The following is a 16,737-nucleotide window of genomic DNA, read 5'->3' as shown; positions in this document are numbered from 1 at the left end:
TGCATTTATTCTAACAAGGGAGGCTGCTTTTTTCGAGGCATAGCTATAAGCTTTTTGGAACCACACGCCTAGCGTGTGGTATTCTGCAGACGCAAATAAGAAGTCCTGTCCAGCGCCATATGCTGGACAGGACTTCTTTAATCAGTAAAAGTCCCTTGGCCGCACCAACGAATAACACGCAGTATGCCAGCCGAACACAAATGTGGAGGGTTTATGCTTTTTTTGTCTAATACTATTACTGGACTTTTTCTTGCGGGAGGCCGGTATGGAACTTCGACTTGCAATCGTAGATGATGATATTACCGTTCGCAAAATACTTGCCAGGATTATTAGCGAAGCAGCCGCAGGCGTTGTTGCCGTAGAATGCGGCGATGGTCTGGAGGCGCAGCGAATCCTGCAGGATAATCCTGTGGATATTGCTTTAATTGATATGCTCCTGCCCGGACAGGATGGCGTGGAGTTAATAAAAACACTGCGAACACAAACGCTGACGACCTCATTCATTATGATCTCTCAAGTCAAAAACGAGCCAATGATTACCCGGGCTTACGAAAGCGGCATTGAGTTTTTTATTCATAAGCCGATTAACGCCTTAGAGGTCGTATCGGTGATTAACAGAGTAAAGGAAAGCCGCAAACTTCGCCAGTTTATGTCGCTGATCTACCAGGCAACCTCCCACTATTCTACCCTGGGAGATGCACCGCCGCAGACGGGTGAAGGAAAACACAAAGCAGCCGTGTACCGGACGTTTTCTGATTTAGGCATTATTGGCGAAACAGGCGCCAACGATATTTTCCTGATGACCGAACTGATTGCAGCCAATCAGCGCCAGGGCAATGAAGCTTCCTATCAGCTGAACGAGCTGTATGGACAGCTTTCACAAAGGCAAGGCCTGGATGCGAAAACAATTGAGCAGCGAATTCGCCGGGCGATTTCCAAGGCTTTACAGAACTTAGCCAACCTCGGTGCCGAAGATTACTACAATGAAAAATTTCAAAATTACAGCACCTCCCTGTTTGATTTCAAGGAGGTGCGGCAGGAAATGAGCTTTATAAATGGCAAAAGCAATTATCGCGGCAAAATCAACGTGAAAAAATTTATTGAAGGCATTATGTTTGCTGCTAAGCATACTAATTGACAAAGGAACAAATCACCTGTACATGCTTAACATTGCATAGTGAAGCAACAGCATTACGGTAAGCCGGGGTACCAACGGAGCAGGGATCTTTCAGGTGGATGGTCACCATTTCCGTCCCCTCTTTCACAATCATCCAGCCGGCGCCGGTAACTACTCTTTTGGACATGATAACACACCCCTCTCTTGCAAAATGAGCGTCTTAGCCTGTCAGGCTGAGGCGCTTTTTTCCTTCTTAGTTGTAGAAATTATAGCACGCCCTTTACAATGTTACAATTATTTACGAAAAGGTATTTTGTATACCCAAAAGTGTAACTTTCCTCTACCGAGGACAAACACATAAGCCAAAACAATAATTTTATTAATCCCACTATAAATAATATCTATCATTTTTCGTCTTTTTCTGTAGTTTTTTATAGAGCCACAGCTACAGTGGTACTACAGACATGTTTGGCCGCATGCTGACTGCAACTTTATAAACCGGAGGAATACGATGGAATCAAAACTGGTAAATGGCTTGTTGGTCTTAAAGTTTAGTATGATTCAAACCGTCGCCTTAGCTATTATTATTTACTATCTGGGAATTGCCATCCGGAAACATATTCCTTTTCTGGTAAAGCACAGTATCCCTGCACCGGTAGTCGGCGGTCTGCTGTTTGCCTCATTATCCACCTTTCTGCGCACGCAGGGTATCGTGGGCTTTGAACTGGACAGCACCATGCAAACCAATCTGATGATTATGTTCTTTACAACGATTGGCATGGGAGCCAGCGTTCTGTTGATCAAACGCGGGGGGATACCGCTTGTTCTATTTTTTGGTTTAGCCTGTCTGCTGGCAGTATTCCAGAATGTTATTGGCATACTGCTCGCCAAAGCGACCGGGATTCATCCCTTATTCGGCATCATCGCCGGAGCAGTCACACTAATGGGTGGCTTAGGCACAGGTGGTGCTTTTGGACCGCTATTTGAAAGCTGGGGATTATCAGGGGCAACCACGGCAGCAATTGCCGCCGCCACTTTCGGTATGGTAGCCGGCAGCCTCATGGGTGGACCTTTCGGAGAAAGACTGATTAAGCATTATGGAATCAAAACCCCCGCATCGCAGGGCATTACCTATGACCTGGCTGAGGTTACCTTTCAGGAGGAAGAGGCCAAAGTCTCAGGCGCAGCTCTGATGAACACCCTGGCGTTCGTCCTGACCGCGATGGGGCTGGGTGCGATTGTGAGCTATTACTTTACCCAGCAGGGAGCTACGCTGCCCCCTTATATCGGTGCCATGATCGTTGCAGCAGTCTTGCGTAACATTGGTGATTTATCCAGGAAATTTACGATTGACGGCAATGCTCTGGAAATCATATCCGATATTTCACTGGGGATCTACCTGACTATGGCTATTAATGGCTTAAAGCTTTGGGAACTGTTTAATCTGGCCGGTCCGCTGCTTGTTATCTTAATCGGCCAATGTATATTAATGCTCCTGTTCTGCTGGCTGCTTGTTTATCTCATCATGGGCCGCGATTACGAAGCAATGATGCTGTCCGTCGGCATGATTGGTTTTGGTATGGGCGCTACACCAAATGCGCTGGCGAATATGCAGGCGATCAGCCGGAAATATGGTCCGGCCCCGAAGGCCTATTTAATCGTCCCGCTGGTGGGAGCTTTCCTGGTGGACTTTATCAATGCGCTCATCATTACCGGGATGAGCAGTTTGTACCGCTGAAGCATGCAGGGCTGTCAACTGACGGCTCTGCATTTTCTTTTTAAAAGTGCTATAGTAGTAGTAGACTAATCAGGCAGGTGAAAATATGACGAGAACATTACCCAATCTAGTCCGCCAGCATCGGCTCGAGCTGAATACCATCATGCTTGTGACACTCACGAGTATGGTTTTTATTTACCCCTTTGACAATCACTTCCGCTTTACGCTGGGCATAGCGGTTTTATCGACGCTGCTGCTCTATTTCCCCGAGCTTCCGGCAGTCAGGTTCACGATTGCCTGTGGAGTGTGTATTGTCGCCCTGCGGACAGCCATCTACTTTTTTATTGGCCCCGAAGAACTCGATGATACTCTGTTTCGGCACTCTCCTGCTTTTCTCTACTATGTCATCTTCGGTATCTTATTTAAGCTGCTGTCAATCCGCACCTTTATTGACAATCTACCGGTAGCCGTACTGCTGCTAACCCTGACGGATGCACTCAGCAACCTTGCTGAGCTGCTGCTGCGCCCTACCCTGCAGCCTGTTTCCTTTGATCTGATTCTGGCGAGTATCGTTTCCGCCGGTCTTGTACGCTCCATTATTACCGTATACGGCTATGTACTGCTCAAGCAGTATCATGCATTTGTGCTGGAACAAAATCAACTGAAGCATTATGCGGAACTTACCATGATGACTGCCAAACTCAAAACAGAGCTCTTTTATTTGCAAAAGTCGTCGCAGGACATTGAAAACGTTATGGAGCGCAGCTATTGGCTGTACAATCAGCTCAATCATAATGAAGACGAGGCCGGTAACCGGGAATCCAATTCAGCCAGCGCTCTGGAGATCGCCCGGGAAATTCATGAAGTCAAAAAAGATTATGCCCGGGTAATCACAGGTATTGAAAACATCTTAAAACCCTCCAGTCTTGAGCAATTTATGAACTTATCCGAAGTTTTGTATATTATTGAACAAAATGTCCGCCGCTATCTGGCTTCGTCAAACAAAGCTATTTCCATTACCTTTGATCATACGGAAGACTTTAAAACCGGACGCCATTATACCATCGTCTCTCTGCTGGACAACTTGATCATGAATGCTATTGATGCCTGCGGGAAATCGGGACACATCCGCGTTTTACAAACAACCTCAGGTACGGATATTGTTTTTGAGGTTAGGGACAACGGCTGCGGTATCCATTCCCAGGAAATCGCCCTGGTTTTCCAGCCCGGATTTTCTACCAAGTTTTCTTTACAGACAGGCAAAATATCAACCGGTCTGGGGCTTTCCCATGTTAAAAATCTGACGGAATCCCTGAAAGGAACGGTTAGTGTCTCCTCCTCTATCGGCAAAGGGGCCCGGTTCATGATCACCATTCCACGGGAAGAATTGATCATCCGGGAAGGCTGAAATATTTTAATCTTTTTTGTTGTTTCCTGTAGTAAACAGATTATTCTAAATATGCAAAATGTTTTGCGGCCAAATTCCTGTGCGTAAAGAAAAGAAGAGACATAAAGGGGAGAAAACCAATGTCATCTAGCAACCAAACTGCGCTTGAAGTGGCTCAAATGCAATTAGATGCCGCCGCCTCCTATTTACAATTAGACCCCAGAATACACAGTATCCTGAAAGAACCGAAACGCGTGCTGGAAGTAGCGATTCCCGTTAAGATGGATGATGGCAGCATCAAAATTTTTAAAGGCTACCGTTCCCAGCATTGTGATGCCGTAGGTCCAACCAAGGGCGGTATCCGCTTCCATCCTGCCGTTACGATGGATGAAGTCAAGGCATTATCGATCTGGATGACCTTTAAATGCGGTGTCATCGGACTGCCGTATGGCGGCGGCAAGGGCGGGGTTGTCTGCAATCCGCAGGAGCTGTCCCAGAATGAACTTGAACGGCTGAGCCGGGGATATATCCGGGCGATCGCTCAATTCGTCGGGGCCGACAAAGATATCCCTGCCCCTGATGTGAATACCAATCCCCAGATTATTGCCTGGATGAGCGACGAATACAATAATATTAAAGGGCACAACGAACCGGGTATGATTACCGGCAAACCGATCAGTATCGGCGGATCACTTGGCCGGACTGCCGCAACCGGCCGGGGTGTGGCCTTTGCTACCCGCGAGGCAGCAGGCAAGCTCGGTATGGCGCTGGAAAATGCCACTGCCGTAATCCAAGGCTTCGGCAATGTTGGCAGCTATGCCGCCAGAATATTAGCCGATATGGGCTGTAAAATTATTGCGGTCAGTGATGTTTACGGCGGCATCTGCAACCGGGATGGCCTAAACCTGGAACAGCTTACTCTTCATCTGAAAGAAACAGGCAGCGTTGTCGGCTTTCCGGGAACCACTGCCTTAACGAATCAAGAGCTGCTGGAAACCAAATGCGATATCCTTGTCCCCTGCGCGCTGGAAAACCAAATTACGGCTGCAAATGCTCCTGCCATTAACTGCCGGATTGTAACCGAAGGTGCCAACGGGCCTACAACCCCGGAAGCGGATGCCATACTCAAACAACGCGGCATTCTGGTTATTCCCGATATTCTCGCCAATGCCGGCGGCGTAACGGTTTCGTATTTTGAGTGGGTGCAAAACCTTTCCAACTTCTATTGGACGGAAAAAGAGGTCAACGAGCGCCTTGAAGCCCTGATGGTCCGCGCCTTTGCCGAAGTATGGGATATGTATCAGAAGCATGATGTCGATATGCGTATGGCCGCCTATATGGTATCCATCAACCGGATTGCCGAAGCTGCGAAAGCCAAAGGCTGGGTAACAATAACAGGCTGATACACAAAGCTCCTGTACATCTTTAACGGATGTACAGGAGCTTCTTATATTAGTCCGTTATCTTCAACAATGCGTCCAGCTTCAGGATGCGCACCGTCTGGCGCTGAAAGGTGATCAGCCCTTCCTCCTGCATACGTGCCATCTCCCGTGACATCGAAGGCCGGGAAACATGCAGAAAGTCGGCTAATTCATTACGGTTGAGCAGCAATTGCAGGTCAGGCCTGCCCTGCTTTTTATATTGATCTAAGAAAAAGGCACTTAGCTTGCCGCGTAATCCCCGTATGGTCAGATACTCTACTTTTTTATTGAGCATCACTGCTCTTTCGGAGATAATGCGCAGCAAATTATGAATCAGCGTTCGATGCCAGCTGCAGGACTGACAGCGCTCGCCAATAATTTTCTCCCTGTCTAAAAACACCACGGTTGAAGCCTCACGGGCCTGAACGGTAGCCGGCCATGCGGAGTTGGCCGCATAGACAACCATTTCTCCAAACAAGTCTCCCGGCTGCAGCATGGTCATGACATGGCGGGAACCGGCAGCATTTTCTTTGATGACTACCGCTTCGCCTTTGACGAGAATCCCAATACATTCAAACCCGTCCCCGGCCAGGGCAATGGTCTCATTTTTATCGTAATGACACACCTTAGGCTGCAGACAGGCCAGCATATTGATCAGATCCTCTTCCCTGATCCCTGCAAACAGCAGTGTTTTTTTTAGTGCCGGCAGCATTTCTTTCATATATACCCTCACCGATTGCTCATAATCGTTTTACATTTATCGTAACATATTTCTCCCAAAAACAAAAAACTTTTCTGAATCGGTAGCCACGGCTACCGATTTTTCATTCTGATCTCTTTATAATGAGAATACAGAGAGAAAAACTCAGGAAAAAGAGGTGCGCTATGAAAAGAAACATGATTCTCATTGATGAAGATAAATGCAATGGCTGTGGGCTGTGTATCTCCGCCTGCCACGAAGGCGCCCTTCAGCTAATAGATGGAAAAGCCCGCCTGGTTTCCGATATTTACTGTGATGGTTTGGGTGCTTGTCTGCCTGCCTGTCCCACCGGAGCCATGCAGATAGTAGAACGGGAAGCGGCCCCTTTTGATGAAGAAGCGGTTGCCGAGCGCATGAAACACCACGCTGCCGTTCATCCCCAGACAGTAATTCCGCCGCTGGGCTGCCCGGGAATGCAGGCACGCGTTTTTGACAAGCCGCAGTCTGCTGCCCAGCCTGTTCAGCCAACTGCGGCACAGTCGGAATTACGGCAATGGCCCTGCCAGCTGCGCCTGGTACCGGTGCATGCGCCTTACTTCGATAACGCTCATTTGCTGATTGCGGCCGATTGCACTGCTTTCGCTTATGCGAATATCCATCAGGATTTTATCAAAAACAAGATTACGCTGATTGGCTGTCCCAAGCTGGATGATGCTGATTACAGCGAAAAACTGACACAAATTCTGGCTGCTCATTCTATTAAAAGCCTAACGGTACTCCGCATGGAAGTTCCGTGCTGCGGCGGCCTGGAACATGCTGCTAAACAGGCTCTCATCAACAGCGGCCAAATGATCCCCTGGCGGGTAGTCACCATCAGTACAGACGGTAGAATCCTTGAGGATTGAGCCGTAGCTGATGTGGATCATATAAAGACAAAATAATAGGGAGGCGTTTCTTATGTCCAACAACATGTTTTGCTTTCAGTGTGAACAAACTGCAGGTGGAAAAGGGTGCTTCACTGCCGGTGTCTGTGGAAAAAATCCGGAAACAGCCAATAACCAGGATGAGCTTACAGCAGCCCTCATTGATCTGGCCAAAGCTGCAGGCGGTAAATCTCCCAGTAAAACAGCAACCGAGCTTGTTATTCAGGGGCTGTTTACAACCGTCACCAACGTCAATTTCGATCCCGCAAAAGTAGCGGAATGGACAGCGGCGGTTAAACAAGAAACCGCGAAATTAAACGGAGCAACAACCTATGCCGGTAAAGACCTCTGGTCCGGCAATCCTGATATTGTATCCCTGCGCTCTACCTTGCTGCTTGGGATGCGCGGCATGGCAGCTTACGCCTGGCATGCTTATGTTCTGGGCAAAGAAGATGCTGCTGTGTCCGACTGGTTTTTCAAAGGACTGAAGGCACTGTCTGAAGACCATTCCGTCGACGAGTGGCTGGGACTGCTCATGGAATTTGGCGGTGTAAACCTCAAGTGTATGGGGCTGCTTGACGAAGCTAATACATCAGCCTACGGTCATCCTGTCCCCACTAAAGTAACGACGAATGTAGAAAAAGGACCGTTTATTGTTATCACCGGCCATGACCTGCTTGACCTGAAACAACTGCTCGAACAAACGGAAGGTAAAGGCATTAATATCTATACCCATGGTGAAATGCTGCCAGCCCACGGTTACCCGGAATTGAAGAAATATGCTCACCTCAAAGGCAATTTCGGCACAGCCTGGCAGAGCCAGCAAAAAGAATTCAACAATCTTCCCGCGCCGATTCTCTTCACAACCAACTGCCTCATGCCGCCCCGCGCCAGCTATTCTGACCGGATTTTCACCACTTCAGTCGTAGCTTATCCCGAATTAAAACACATTCCCGATGTCGAAATCGGTGGTGTAAAAGACTTTGCACCGGTAATTGAAAAAGCACTGGAGCTTGGCGGCTGGGATACGGATAAAGAATTCACCGGCATCAACGGTGGTTCAGAACTAATGACCGGCTTCGGCCACAATACGGTAATGAGTGTCGCCGGAACGGTAATTGACGCCGTCAAAGCCGGTGCGATCAAGCATTTCTTCCTGGTAGGCGGCTGTGACGGGGCTAAGCCCGGCCGTAATTACTACACTGAGTTCGTAAAACAAACTCCTCAGGATACCGTCGTATTAACCCTGGCCTGCGGCAAGTTCCGCTTTAATGACCTTAATCTGGGTGAAATCGGCGGCCTGCCGCGCATCCTGGATATGGGTCAATGCAATGATGCCTATTCCGCTATTCAAGTCGCCGTCGCTCTGGCAGGTGCTTTTGAATGCGGTGTAAATGATCTGCCGTTAACCCTGGTGCTTTCCTGGTATGAACAAAAAGCTGTCTGCATCCTGCTGACCCTCTTGTCACTCGGTATCAAAGACATTTATATCGGGCCATCCCTGCCCGCCTTCCTGTCTCCCACAGTATTGGGCGTGCTTGTTGAGAAATTCAACCTGCACCCGATCACCACTCCGGAACAGGATCTCAAAGCTATTTTGGGCTAAGATACGCATAAAAGAGTGCGTCCATTGGACGCACTCTTTTTATGTCTCCCCAGACGATTTAAAAAAGTCTCACTGTTTAATGTCCTGCCCCTTTTAAATTCAACAATACCACTCCGGCAATGATCAGAACAATACCAGTAACCGTATACAGGTTCATCGTCTCTTTCCAAATCACTACCGCCACCAGCGCAGTCAATGCCGTTCCTAATCCGGACCAAATGGCATAGGCTATGCCTAAAGGGATTTCTGTCAATGCCTGTGAAACGGAATAAAAGGAAGCGCCCATAATAACAACAAATAAGAGGCTGGGCACGAGTTTAGTAAAACCTGCGGAAGCTTTCATTGTCGAAGTTCCGATGATTTCCAGGACAATAGCAATGCCCAATAACACATATGCGTTCATTTTTCAATTCTCCACTGCAGCAGAATCGTTATGCTCTGTAGTATGATACTTTTTTCCGCTCTCTATGACACTTGTACCGGAGCGGTTTCCTTACTCTTTTTCTTCCAGCTCAGCTTAGCGGCAGTCCATTCGACAACCACAAACAACACCGGGATCAGGAATATGCCGAAAGCTGTGGCAACCGTCATGCCGCCGACAACAGCCGTCCCCATCGCCTTTCTGGCGGCCGCGCCGGCACCACTGGCTATCGCCAGCGGCAGGCAGCCGATAATAAAGGCAAAAGAGGTCATCAGGATGGGACGTAGTCTGAGTGCCGCCGCTTCAACAGCGGCTTTAACCGGATCCATCCCTTTGTCCACGCGGACCTTGGCAAACTCTACGATTAAAATTGCATTCTTTGCGGCCAGCCCGATCAGCATGATTACACCAATCTGCATATAAACACTGTTTTGCAGGTTCATTACATATTGGGAAAATAAGGCACCAAAAATACCTGTTGGCACAGACAACATAACGGCATAAGGGACACTCCAGCTTTCATACAGCGCTGCCAGGCATAAGAAGACAAAGATCAGTGCCAGCGCCAGAATCTGCATGGTTGTACTGCCAGCCTTCTTTTCCTCCCTGCTCTGTCCCGACCACTCAACGCTAAAACCGGCAGGCAGTGTTTCTTTTGCCAGCTTTTCCATGGCGGCAATTGCCTGCCCTGAGCTGTAGCCATCACCTACCGAGCCATTAACCGGGATACTGCGGGCTGCATTGAACCGGGAAATAATGGACGTACCCGTCGTTTGTTTTGGCTTGAGCAGGGTATCCAGAGGAACCATGGAGCCATTCGAAGAGCGGACGAAAATAAACCGGGTCATATCGGCTTCATTGCGGAAAAGCGTATCAGCCTGCATGACTACCTTATACGTACGGTTGAACATGTTAAAGTCATTGACCTGCGTGCCACCGAAATTGACTTGCAGGGCTGTAAAAACATCACTTAAGGCAATCCCTAAGTTTTTTACCTTTTCCCGGTCAATTTCAAATTCATAACCGGGGGAATCGCTTTTATACGTTGAGTAAACCGCACTCACTTGGGGAAGCTGATTGGCAGCGCCTACAAATTGTTTGGTCACCGCGTCGAGCTCTTCCTTGCTATGCCCGGTTAAATCCTGCAGAACCATGCTAAAACCACCAACCATCCCCAGCCCCGGCAGAGACGGCATATTAAAGGCCATAATCGTCGCTTCCGGGAACATATCAGTTTTAGCCTGCACCCCGCCGATAATGGAATCAATTTGGGTTGCGTCAGCCTTACGGCTGCTCCACGGGTCAAGTCCGACAAATAGAACTGCCGTATTCGCTTTGGCGGCATTTGCTAAGATATCAAACCCGGCAACGGCGATAACCTGCTCGACTCCTGCCTGCGTTTTGATTTCCTGCGTCAGCTTGTCAACCACCAGCTGGGTTCTGTTCATACTTGCCCCCTCCGGCAGATTGACGGCTACGGCAAAAAAACCCTGGTCTTCATCCGGCACAAAGGTGGTCGGAACAATTTTGTACAAGAATACCGTTCCTGCCAAGACGATCAGCAAGAAAATGCAGCAATATCTGGCTTTGGCTATTAATGATTTCACCCGGTTGCTATACGCTGCGGTAGTGCGGTCAAACCAATCATTAAACCTGCCGAAAAATCTGCCAAGCATACTGCTTTTGGCTTGCTCTTCATATGGCTGTAACAGCAAGGCGCACAGTGCCGGGGTCAGCGACAAAGCTACCAGTGCGGATAAAGCCATCGATACGGCAATCGTTAAGGCGAACTGCCGATAGAGAATTCCCACCATACCACCAATAAAAGCAACCGGAACAAACACGGCGGCCAGGACAAAAGCAATGGCAATAACCGGTCCTGATACCTCGGCCATAGCCCGTTTCGTAGCTTCTACCGGTGTCAGCTTATTATAGCGAAGGTGATGTTCAACTGCTTCAATTACTACGATGGCATCATCCACGACCAGCCCGATTGCCAGAACCATCGCAAACAGCGTCAGGGTATTTATAGAAAAGCCCAGCAGCACAAAAGCACCGAATGTACCAATGAGCGATACAGGAACAGCCAGCATGGGAATGAGAGTCGCCCGCCAGCTTTGTAAGAAGAGAAAGACGATCAGCATCACGAGTGCCATCGCTTCAAGGAAGGTTTTCACGACCTCGTATATGGATTCCGAAATATAATTAGTGTTATCAAAAACCGATTTATATTTGAAGTCCGGCGGAAAATTCTCTGCCGCTGCTGCCACTGCCTTTTTTACACCGGCAATAGTATTCATCGCATTAGCGTCACTGGTCAGCTGAATTCCTACCGCCACCGCATTGGCGCCATCTTGTTTGGAAGAAAAATTCAAATCCTTACCGGCATTTTCAATCCGCGCAATATCTTTTAGATAAACAAAGGCCCCATTGGGCTGAGCCTTTACGATAATATTCTCAAAATCGGCAATGCTCGCTAAACGTCCCTTTACTTTCGCCGGATACTGAAATTCCTGCTTTTGTGGAACAGGCATTGCACCGATTGTCCCTGCCGGTGCCTGGACATTTTGTTCTTTTACCGCATCAATTACATCGGCGATTGTCAGCCCCAGTTCGGCCATCCGGTCTGGGTTGAGCCAGATGCGCCGGGAAAAATCGGCTCCCAGGATCATGACATCACCGACACCATTGACCCGCTTAATGGCGTCCTTTAGGTACACGTTAAAATAATTAGTTAAAAACGTATTGTCATAAAAGCCCTTCGGCGAATAAAAGCTCAGCATCATCGCCATATCGGAGGAGGCTTTCTTAGTTGTAATACCAGCGGCAGTTACGTCTGCCGGCAAAGCGGCATTAGCCTGGGCAACACTATTTTGCACCTTAACAGCGGCAATGTCACCGTCAACCCCCAGATCAAAAACGACTTCCAGGCTGTAGGCACCGGAGTCATCCGAGTTGGAGCTCATATAGTTCATGCCCTGAACACCGTTGATCTGTTCCTCAATTACCTGGGCCACTGTCTGGTTGACAACCTCCGCGTTCGCACCTACATACGTTGCCGCTACCGAGACGGTCGGCGGCTGGATTTGCGGATATTGGGCAACAGGCAGACGCAGCCCGGCGATTGCTCCTGCCACCACAATCATGATCGACAGTACAATTGCAAAAATTGGTCGCTCAATAAAAAATTTTGCCATGCTTCGTCACACCTCCTACGAGTTAACTGACAGCCCTAACTCTTCGGGAGTAACAACGGTTACCTCAAGCGGCATACCCTCCTGAACCTTAGTCAGGCCTTCTACAACAACTGTGTCATTCACTGTCAAACCTTCTTTTACCAGGTAATAACTGCCTACCTTTTCGCCCAGGATTACCGGACGAGGCTCTGCCTTACCGCCCTCACCAGCGACCATAACAAGCGATTTGTCCAACACTTGCTGAACAGCCCGCTGGGGAACCAGTACCGCATTTTTCACAGGCACCCCGGTAATTTTGACTCTGGCAAACATACCGGGAATTAAAATTCCGTCAGGATTGGCAACCGCCGCTTTTAGCGTCAGTGTCCCGCTGTTGTTGGCCAGGCTCCGGTCGGCCTGCGTGACTTTGCCTTTTAACGGATAGGCTGCGCCATTGCTCAAGGTAATCTGCACATCATTTCCCCAGCCGCCGCTGACAACGGAATCCTCAGAAGTCTGGCGCAGGCTCAGGTATTCATTCTCACTCATATTGAATTGAACAAACACCGGATCCTGGGAACCTACTGTTACTAATGTAGTCGTTCCTGCCTGTACATAAGTGCCGACACCGACATCATTTATGTCAATACGTCCGTCGATTGGCGAAACGACCAGAGTGCTGTTCAAATCATCCTGCGCCTTTTTCACCAGTGCACGGTAAGAAGCCACAATTGCTTCATTCTGTCGTTCAGTAGCCTGCTGCGTGGTCAAGCGCTGCTCGGGAATAGCCGCCTCCTTCAGCAGACTCTGGTACCTCTGGGTATCAATCCGCGAATTTTCCCAGTTGGCCTCAGCTTGTACCAGCTGGGCCTGCACAGACAGCAAGGTGCTTTCGTATTGAATGCTGTCTATGCGAAACAACGGTTGACCGGCTTTCACCATATCGCCGCCGGAAACCATCTTTTCTACAATATTACCTGATATACGGGCCTGAATTTTTACTTCATTTCTGCTCTGTATCTGCCCGGCATATTCATGAACTCTTGCTACATCCTGCTGGATAACCTTTACCGCTTTAACCGGCACTGCTTTGGGCGCCACCTGCACCGGTGCGCTGCCGCACCCTGCAAGGATGAAGCCTGTTAAGATCATACTCAAGCCTGCGCAGTAAACTCTATTAGCTTTTGCTGAAAACACGGCTGTCCGACCTCCTTATATCCCCCTGCCACTATTCATTTCCGGCAGCTTGCCGTTTCCTGAATTTGACTATTCGGGGGTTGCTAAGGTATCATAAACTATACAGTAACGTTATAGTCAAGAGGAAAATCAAATGCATGAGATTTTACAGAAACATTTTACAACCGGCCAGTTTGCCGCCTTATACGGTGTCAGCAAACGCACCCTAATGTATTACGACAGCATTGACCTGTTTAAGCCTGCAATTGTAACAGAAAACGGTTACCGGTATTATACGTTTGGCCAAAGCGGACTCTTTGATGCCATCCAGCTGCTGCGTAAACTTCAGGTTCCCCTGGAGGAAATTAAGCAGCATCTGAGACACTGTACCCCTGCAGCGTCACAAAAGCTGCTGCAGAATCAGCAGCAGCTTTTGGAGCAGCAAATTGCCGAACTCACCTGGCTGAAAAAAGTTGTGGATAACAAGCTTAACAACCTTGCAGCCACTCCAGCTATTGATTTTACCAAAATGACCGTTGTCCAGGAACAGGCGCAGCCAGTATTGATCAGCAGCTCATTTAGTGAAGTTCCGCTCGAACAAGCAATGAAGGTCATGCTGGCATTTATGCAGGACAGCTACCATACGCGTACATACAGCGGCTATCCCTGCGGTTATATGCTTGATGCCAAAAAACTGCAGCAAAAAGACTTCAGTCAGTTCACCCATTGTTTTTACTATCTTGATGAAAACAGTGTCCCAGAGAGCCCGAACTATAAACCGGCCGGGCAATACCTAATAGGTTATTACAAAGGGGATTGGACAAAAATTGATCAAGCTTTTCAACAGCTTGTCCAGTATGCCAATGAACATACTCTGACTTTCAGCAGCCATGCCTATATCGACAGCATCCTGGATGACACTACGGCAATGGCTGAAGACCCCTACTATTGTGAAGCGCGAATATCCGTGCTGCTGGAATGCTAAAAGGCCTTAGTCAACTAATCTGACTAAGGCCTTTTTAATTCCCGGTCATTTATTTTTTTTACTATACAAAGTTACCTTCTCAAAAACTGGTAAATCTGCCATAATGTAGGAGTATCGCCCAGTAGAATATGCCAGAAATAAAAATAACCACATTGATTTAGAGGGGTGGTAGAATGGATTCACTTAACAGCAGCTGTAAACAGATATTGGACAACCTGTTCGACGGAGTGTATTGCCTTGATACCAATAAACAGGTTACCTTTTGGAATCGGAGCGCAGAGCTGATCACCGGCTACACCAGCAGCGAAGCAATAGCAAATATGCACTGTACAAACATGCTTGCTCATATTGATCAAAATGGTGAAAACCTGTGTGAAAGCCAGTGTCCCATTTCGCTTACGCTTCAAGACGGCTTAACCAGAGAGCTCAACGTGTTTTTCCGGCACAAGAAGGGCTATCGTGTACCTGTATCGATTCGCATTTTTCCGCTCTGGGCAGAAGACGGATCTATTGCCGGGGTGGTTGAAGCCTTTGTCGATAACTCACCCCATGAAACGTTGTTCCGGGAGCTGGAGCAGTTGAAAGACAAGGCGAACATCGATCAGCTTACAGGTATGTTTACCCGGCGCTACGGCGAGATTATTCTGAATGCAAAACTCGCCGAGCATCAATTGGGCGGCCGCTGCATGGCTGTGCTCTTTGCTGATATTGATAAATTTAAAACAGTAAATGATACATACGGACATCCGATTGGGGATTTTGTACTCAAAACGATATCCAAAACATTATCGAGCGCTATTCGTGAGGGTGACTACGTCATCCGCTGGGGCGGAGAAGAACTTCTGATCGTCCTAACCGGAACTTTTACTAGCGCCTTGTTAGATCGAATAGCAAACAAATTAAGGATGCTTGTACAACAAACTCCGATCTCTATCACCGGATATTCCCTTGAGGTAACAATTTCAATAGGAGCTACGCTTGCCACTTCCGCAGATACTCTCGAAACATTAGTGAATCGTGCCGATACTCTGATGTATCAGAGTAAGCGTGCCGGCCGAAATCGAGCTACGATAGGATAATCCCGCTATGCAGACCGTACCGGCAGCCTCAGCATACCAGTACCGAACACAACTCCCACCAGCACCAGGGATAGGGCAGCAAAATGCAGCCAGCTTAATTGTTCGCCAAGAAAAAATGCAGAGGCAAATACGCCGACAATAGGCGATGCATTCTGAAACAAGGACGCGGTCGTTGCGCCAACTTTTTGTATCCCCATATTCCATAGCACTGCCCCGATCGCTGTGCTGATAAAGCTGGAGAATAGCAGCACGGCCAGCGTATTGATTCCCAGGCTGTCAGGCGAATACGTCCAGACGGGATTAACGATAAGTCCGAGCAGCATAAGTCCTGCGGCCCCCAGACCATGACTGTAGGCGGTAACAACCAGGGGCGGCACGGTTACTGTAGCCTGTTTGACAAAAAAACAGCCGCAGACAAATGTAAACATGGCAACAAAAACCAGCAGATCACCATATAACGTCGCTGCCCCCTGGGCTTTACCACAGATGACGGCAGCCAGACCGCCCATCCCCAAGGCTATACCCATGCACTTTTCCAGCGTAAAGGCTTCCTTGAAAAGCACATTAGCCAGCAATATGGTACACAACGGGCTGGAACCGAGGATAATGACCGAATGGGTTGCACTGGTGGCCTTGATCCCATAGGTAAGCGCAATTTGATGCAAAAAGATTGAGAGCACGGCAATGCCTGCTATTGACCGCCAGGCCCGGCGATCTACTTTATGCCAGCCATGCCGGCAGTACGCAATCAGTAAGAGAAAGACCGCTGCCAGCGAAAGGCGGACCGGCGCCAGGGCCAGCGGCGGAAAAAAGTCAGTCAAGTACTTGATCGAGATCGTATTAACTCCCCAAAGAAAAACAACCAAAAATAAGGCACTCAAGGCGCGGTGCCGTTCATCTGTTTCATCCAAAGCTCAGCACTCCAAACATACTAATTCTATTATCTATAATAGCACATTGACTAAAAATGTGAACTGTAGCAACAAAAAAAGACACCTGTAAATCCACCGCGGAGGATTTTCAGGTGCC

14 protein-coding genes are annotated in these 16,737 nt (G+C 48.4%); 8 read left to right on the top strand and 6 right to left on the bottom strand.

The genetic code is table 11. The annotated features are described in order from the left end of the window. Window positions 1-265 precede the first annotated feature (265 nt). A complete protein-coding gene (locus EV210_RS19845) occupies window positions 266-1,138 on the top strand; it encodes a response regulator (RefSeq protein WP_132083102.1) in 873 nt (290 codons plus the stop codon). Here EV210_RS19845 and EV210_RS22775 read toward each other — a convergent pair. Beyond that, window positions 1,131-1,304 carry a hypothetical protein gene (locus EV210_RS22775; RefSeq protein WP_165898978.1) on the bottom strand — a complete coding sequence of 58 codons (174 nt, stop codon included), beginning with the start codon at window positions 1,302-1,304 and terminating at the stop codon, window positions 1,131-1,133. The genes EV210_RS19845 and EV210_RS22775 overlap by 8 nt on opposite strands. 324 nt (window positions 1,305-1,628) lie before the next feature. On the opposite strand from EV210_RS22775, the gene gltS reads away from it, so the two are divergent. The 3 genes from gltS (at window position 1,629) to EV210_RS19830 (ending at window position 5,624) form a co-directional block, all read left to right on the top strand. Then, on the top strand, window positions 1,629-2,855 hold the full coding sequence (gene gltS, locus EV210_RS19840; RefSeq protein WP_132083101.1) for a sodium/glutamate symporter: 1,227 nt from the start codon (window positions 1,629-1,631) through the stop codon (window positions 2,853-2,855). 85 nt (window positions 2,856-2,940) lie between these two features. After that, window positions 2,941-4,242 (top strand): sensor histidine kinase, encoded by a 1,302-nt coding sequence (locus EV210_RS19835; protein ID WP_132083100.1) that lies wholly within the window; start codon window positions 2,941-2,943, stop codon window positions 4,240-4,242. A 119-nt stretch (window positions 4,243-4,361) separates the two neighbouring features. Further along, on the top strand, window positions 4,362-5,624 hold the full coding sequence (locus EV210_RS19830) for a Glu/Leu/Phe/Val family dehydrogenase (protein ID WP_132083099.1): 1,263 nt from the start codon (window positions 4,362-4,364) through the stop codon (window positions 5,622-5,624). 49 nt (window positions 5,625-5,673) lie between these two features. Here EV210_RS19830 and EV210_RS19825 read toward each other — a convergent pair whose 3' ends face one another. Further along, window positions 5,674-6,363, bottom strand: coding sequence for a Crp/Fnr family transcriptional regulator (locus EV210_RS19825; protein ID WP_132083098.1), 690 nt, complete (start codon window positions 6,361-6,363; stop codon window positions 5,674-5,676). A 164-nt stretch (window positions 6,364-6,527) separates the two neighbouring features. Here EV210_RS19825 and EV210_RS19820 point away from each other — a divergent pair, with 164 nt between their 5' ends. Both EV210_RS19820 and hcp read left to right on the top strand, forming a co-directional pair. Then, window positions 6,528-7,247, top strand: coding sequence for an ATP-binding protein (locus EV210_RS19820; protein WP_132083097.1), 720 nt, complete (start codon window positions 6,528-6,530; stop codon window positions 7,245-7,247). Between the two features lie 52 nt (window positions 7,248-7,299). Next, entirely contained in the window at window positions 7,300-8,871 is a 1,572-nt protein-coding gene (gene hcp, locus EV210_RS19815; protein ID WP_132083096.1) for a hydroxylamine reductase, read from the top strand. A gap of 76 nt (window positions 8,872-8,947) precedes the next feature. On the opposite strand, the gene EV210_RS19810 is transcribed toward hcp, so the two are convergent. The 3 genes from EV210_RS19810 to EV210_RS19800 form a co-directional block, all read right to left on the bottom strand. Beyond that, window positions 8,948-9,274 carry a DMT family transporter gene (locus EV210_RS19810; protein ID WP_132083095.1) on the bottom strand — a complete coding sequence of 109 codons (327 nt, stop codon included), beginning with the start codon at window positions 9,272-9,274 and terminating at the stop codon, window positions 8,948-8,950. 62 nt (window positions 9,275-9,336) lie between these two features. Then, a complete protein-coding gene (locus EV210_RS19805; RefSeq protein ID WP_132083094.1) occupies window positions 9,337-12,489 on the bottom strand; it encodes an efflux RND transporter permease subunit in 3,153 nt (1,050 codons plus the stop codon). A gap of 15 nt (window positions 12,490-12,504) precedes the next feature. Then, window positions 12,505-13,665: an efflux RND transporter periplasmic adaptor subunit gene (locus EV210_RS19800; protein ID WP_132083093.1), complete on the bottom strand. Its 1,161-nt coding sequence runs from the start codon at window positions 13,663-13,665 to the stop codon at window positions 12,505-12,507. Between the two features lie 133 nt (window positions 13,666-13,798). On the opposite strand from EV210_RS19800, the gene EV210_RS19795 reads away from it, so the two are divergent. Further along, on the top strand, window positions 13,799-14,629 hold the full coding sequence (locus EV210_RS19795) for a MerR family DNA-binding transcriptional regulator (RefSeq protein ID WP_132083092.1): 831 nt from the start codon (window positions 13,799-13,801) through the stop codon (window positions 14,627-14,629). Window positions 14,630-14,802: 173 nt separating this feature from the next. After that, a complete protein-coding gene (locus EV210_RS19790) occupies window positions 14,803-15,708 on the top strand; it encodes a sensor domain-containing diguanylate cyclase (protein WP_132083091.1) in 906 nt (301 codons plus the stop codon). A gap of 5 nt (window positions 15,709-15,713) precedes the next feature. On the opposite strand, the gene EV210_RS19785 is transcribed toward EV210_RS19790, so the two are convergent. Then, window positions 15,714-16,619, bottom strand: coding sequence for a DMT family transporter (locus EV210_RS19785; RefSeq protein ID WP_132083090.1), 906 nt, complete (start codon window positions 16,617-16,619; stop codon window positions 15,714-15,716). Window positions 16,620-16,737 lie beyond the last annotated feature (118 nt).

It is taken from the genome of Anaerospora hongkongensis (assembly GCF_004339805.1).
Classification (GTDB): Bacteria; Bacillota; Negativicutes; order Sporomusales; family DSM-15969; genus Anaerospora; species Anaerospora hongkongensis.
Note: the sequence above shows the minus strand (reverse complement) of the source record. Positions and strands in the feature narration are given on the sequence as shown.

Coding starts and splice junctions, on each gene's coding strand:
- EV210_RS19845 (WP_132083102.1), top strand. CDS start 266: ATGGAACTTCGACTTGCAATCGTAGATGATGATATTACCGTTCGCAAA.
- EV210_RS22775 (WP_165898978.1), bottom strand. CDS start 1,304: ATGTCCAAAAGAGTAGTTACCGGCGCCGGCTGGATGATTGTGAAAGAG.
- gltS (WP_132083101.1), top strand. CDS start 1,629: ATGGAATCAAAACTGGTAAATGGCTTGTTGGTCTTAAAGTTTAGTATG.
- EV210_RS19835 (WP_132083100.1), top strand. CDS start 2,941: ATGACGAGAACATTACCCAATCTAGTCCGCCAGCATCGGCTCGAGCTG.
- EV210_RS19830 (WP_132083099.1), top strand. CDS start 4,362: ATGTCATCTAGCAACCAAACTGCGCTTGAAGTGGCTCAAATGCAATTA.
- EV210_RS19825 (WP_132083098.1), bottom strand. CDS start 6,363: ATGAAAGAAATGCTGCCGGCACTAAAAAAAACACTGCTGTTTGCAGGG.
- EV210_RS19820 (WP_132083097.1), top strand. CDS start 6,528: ATGAAAAGAAACATGATTCTCATTGATGAAGATAAATGCAATGGCTGT.
- hcp (WP_132083096.1), top strand. CDS start 7,300: ATGTCCAACAACATGTTTTGCTTTCAGTGTGAACAAACTGCAGGTGGA.
- EV210_RS19810 (WP_132083095.1), bottom strand. CDS start 9,274: ATGAACGCATATGTGTTATTGGGCATTGCTATTGTCCTGGAAATCATC.
- EV210_RS19805 (WP_132083094.1), bottom strand. CDS start 12,489: ATGGCAAAATTTTTTATTGAGCGACCAATTTTTGCAATTGTACTGTCG.
- EV210_RS19795 (WP_132083092.1), top strand. CDS start 13,799: ATGCATGAGATTTTACAGAAACATTTTACAACCGGCCAGTTTGCCGCC.
- EV210_RS19790 (WP_132083091.1), top strand. CDS start 14,803: ATGGATTCACTTAACAGCAGCTGTAAACAGATATTGGACAACCTGTTC.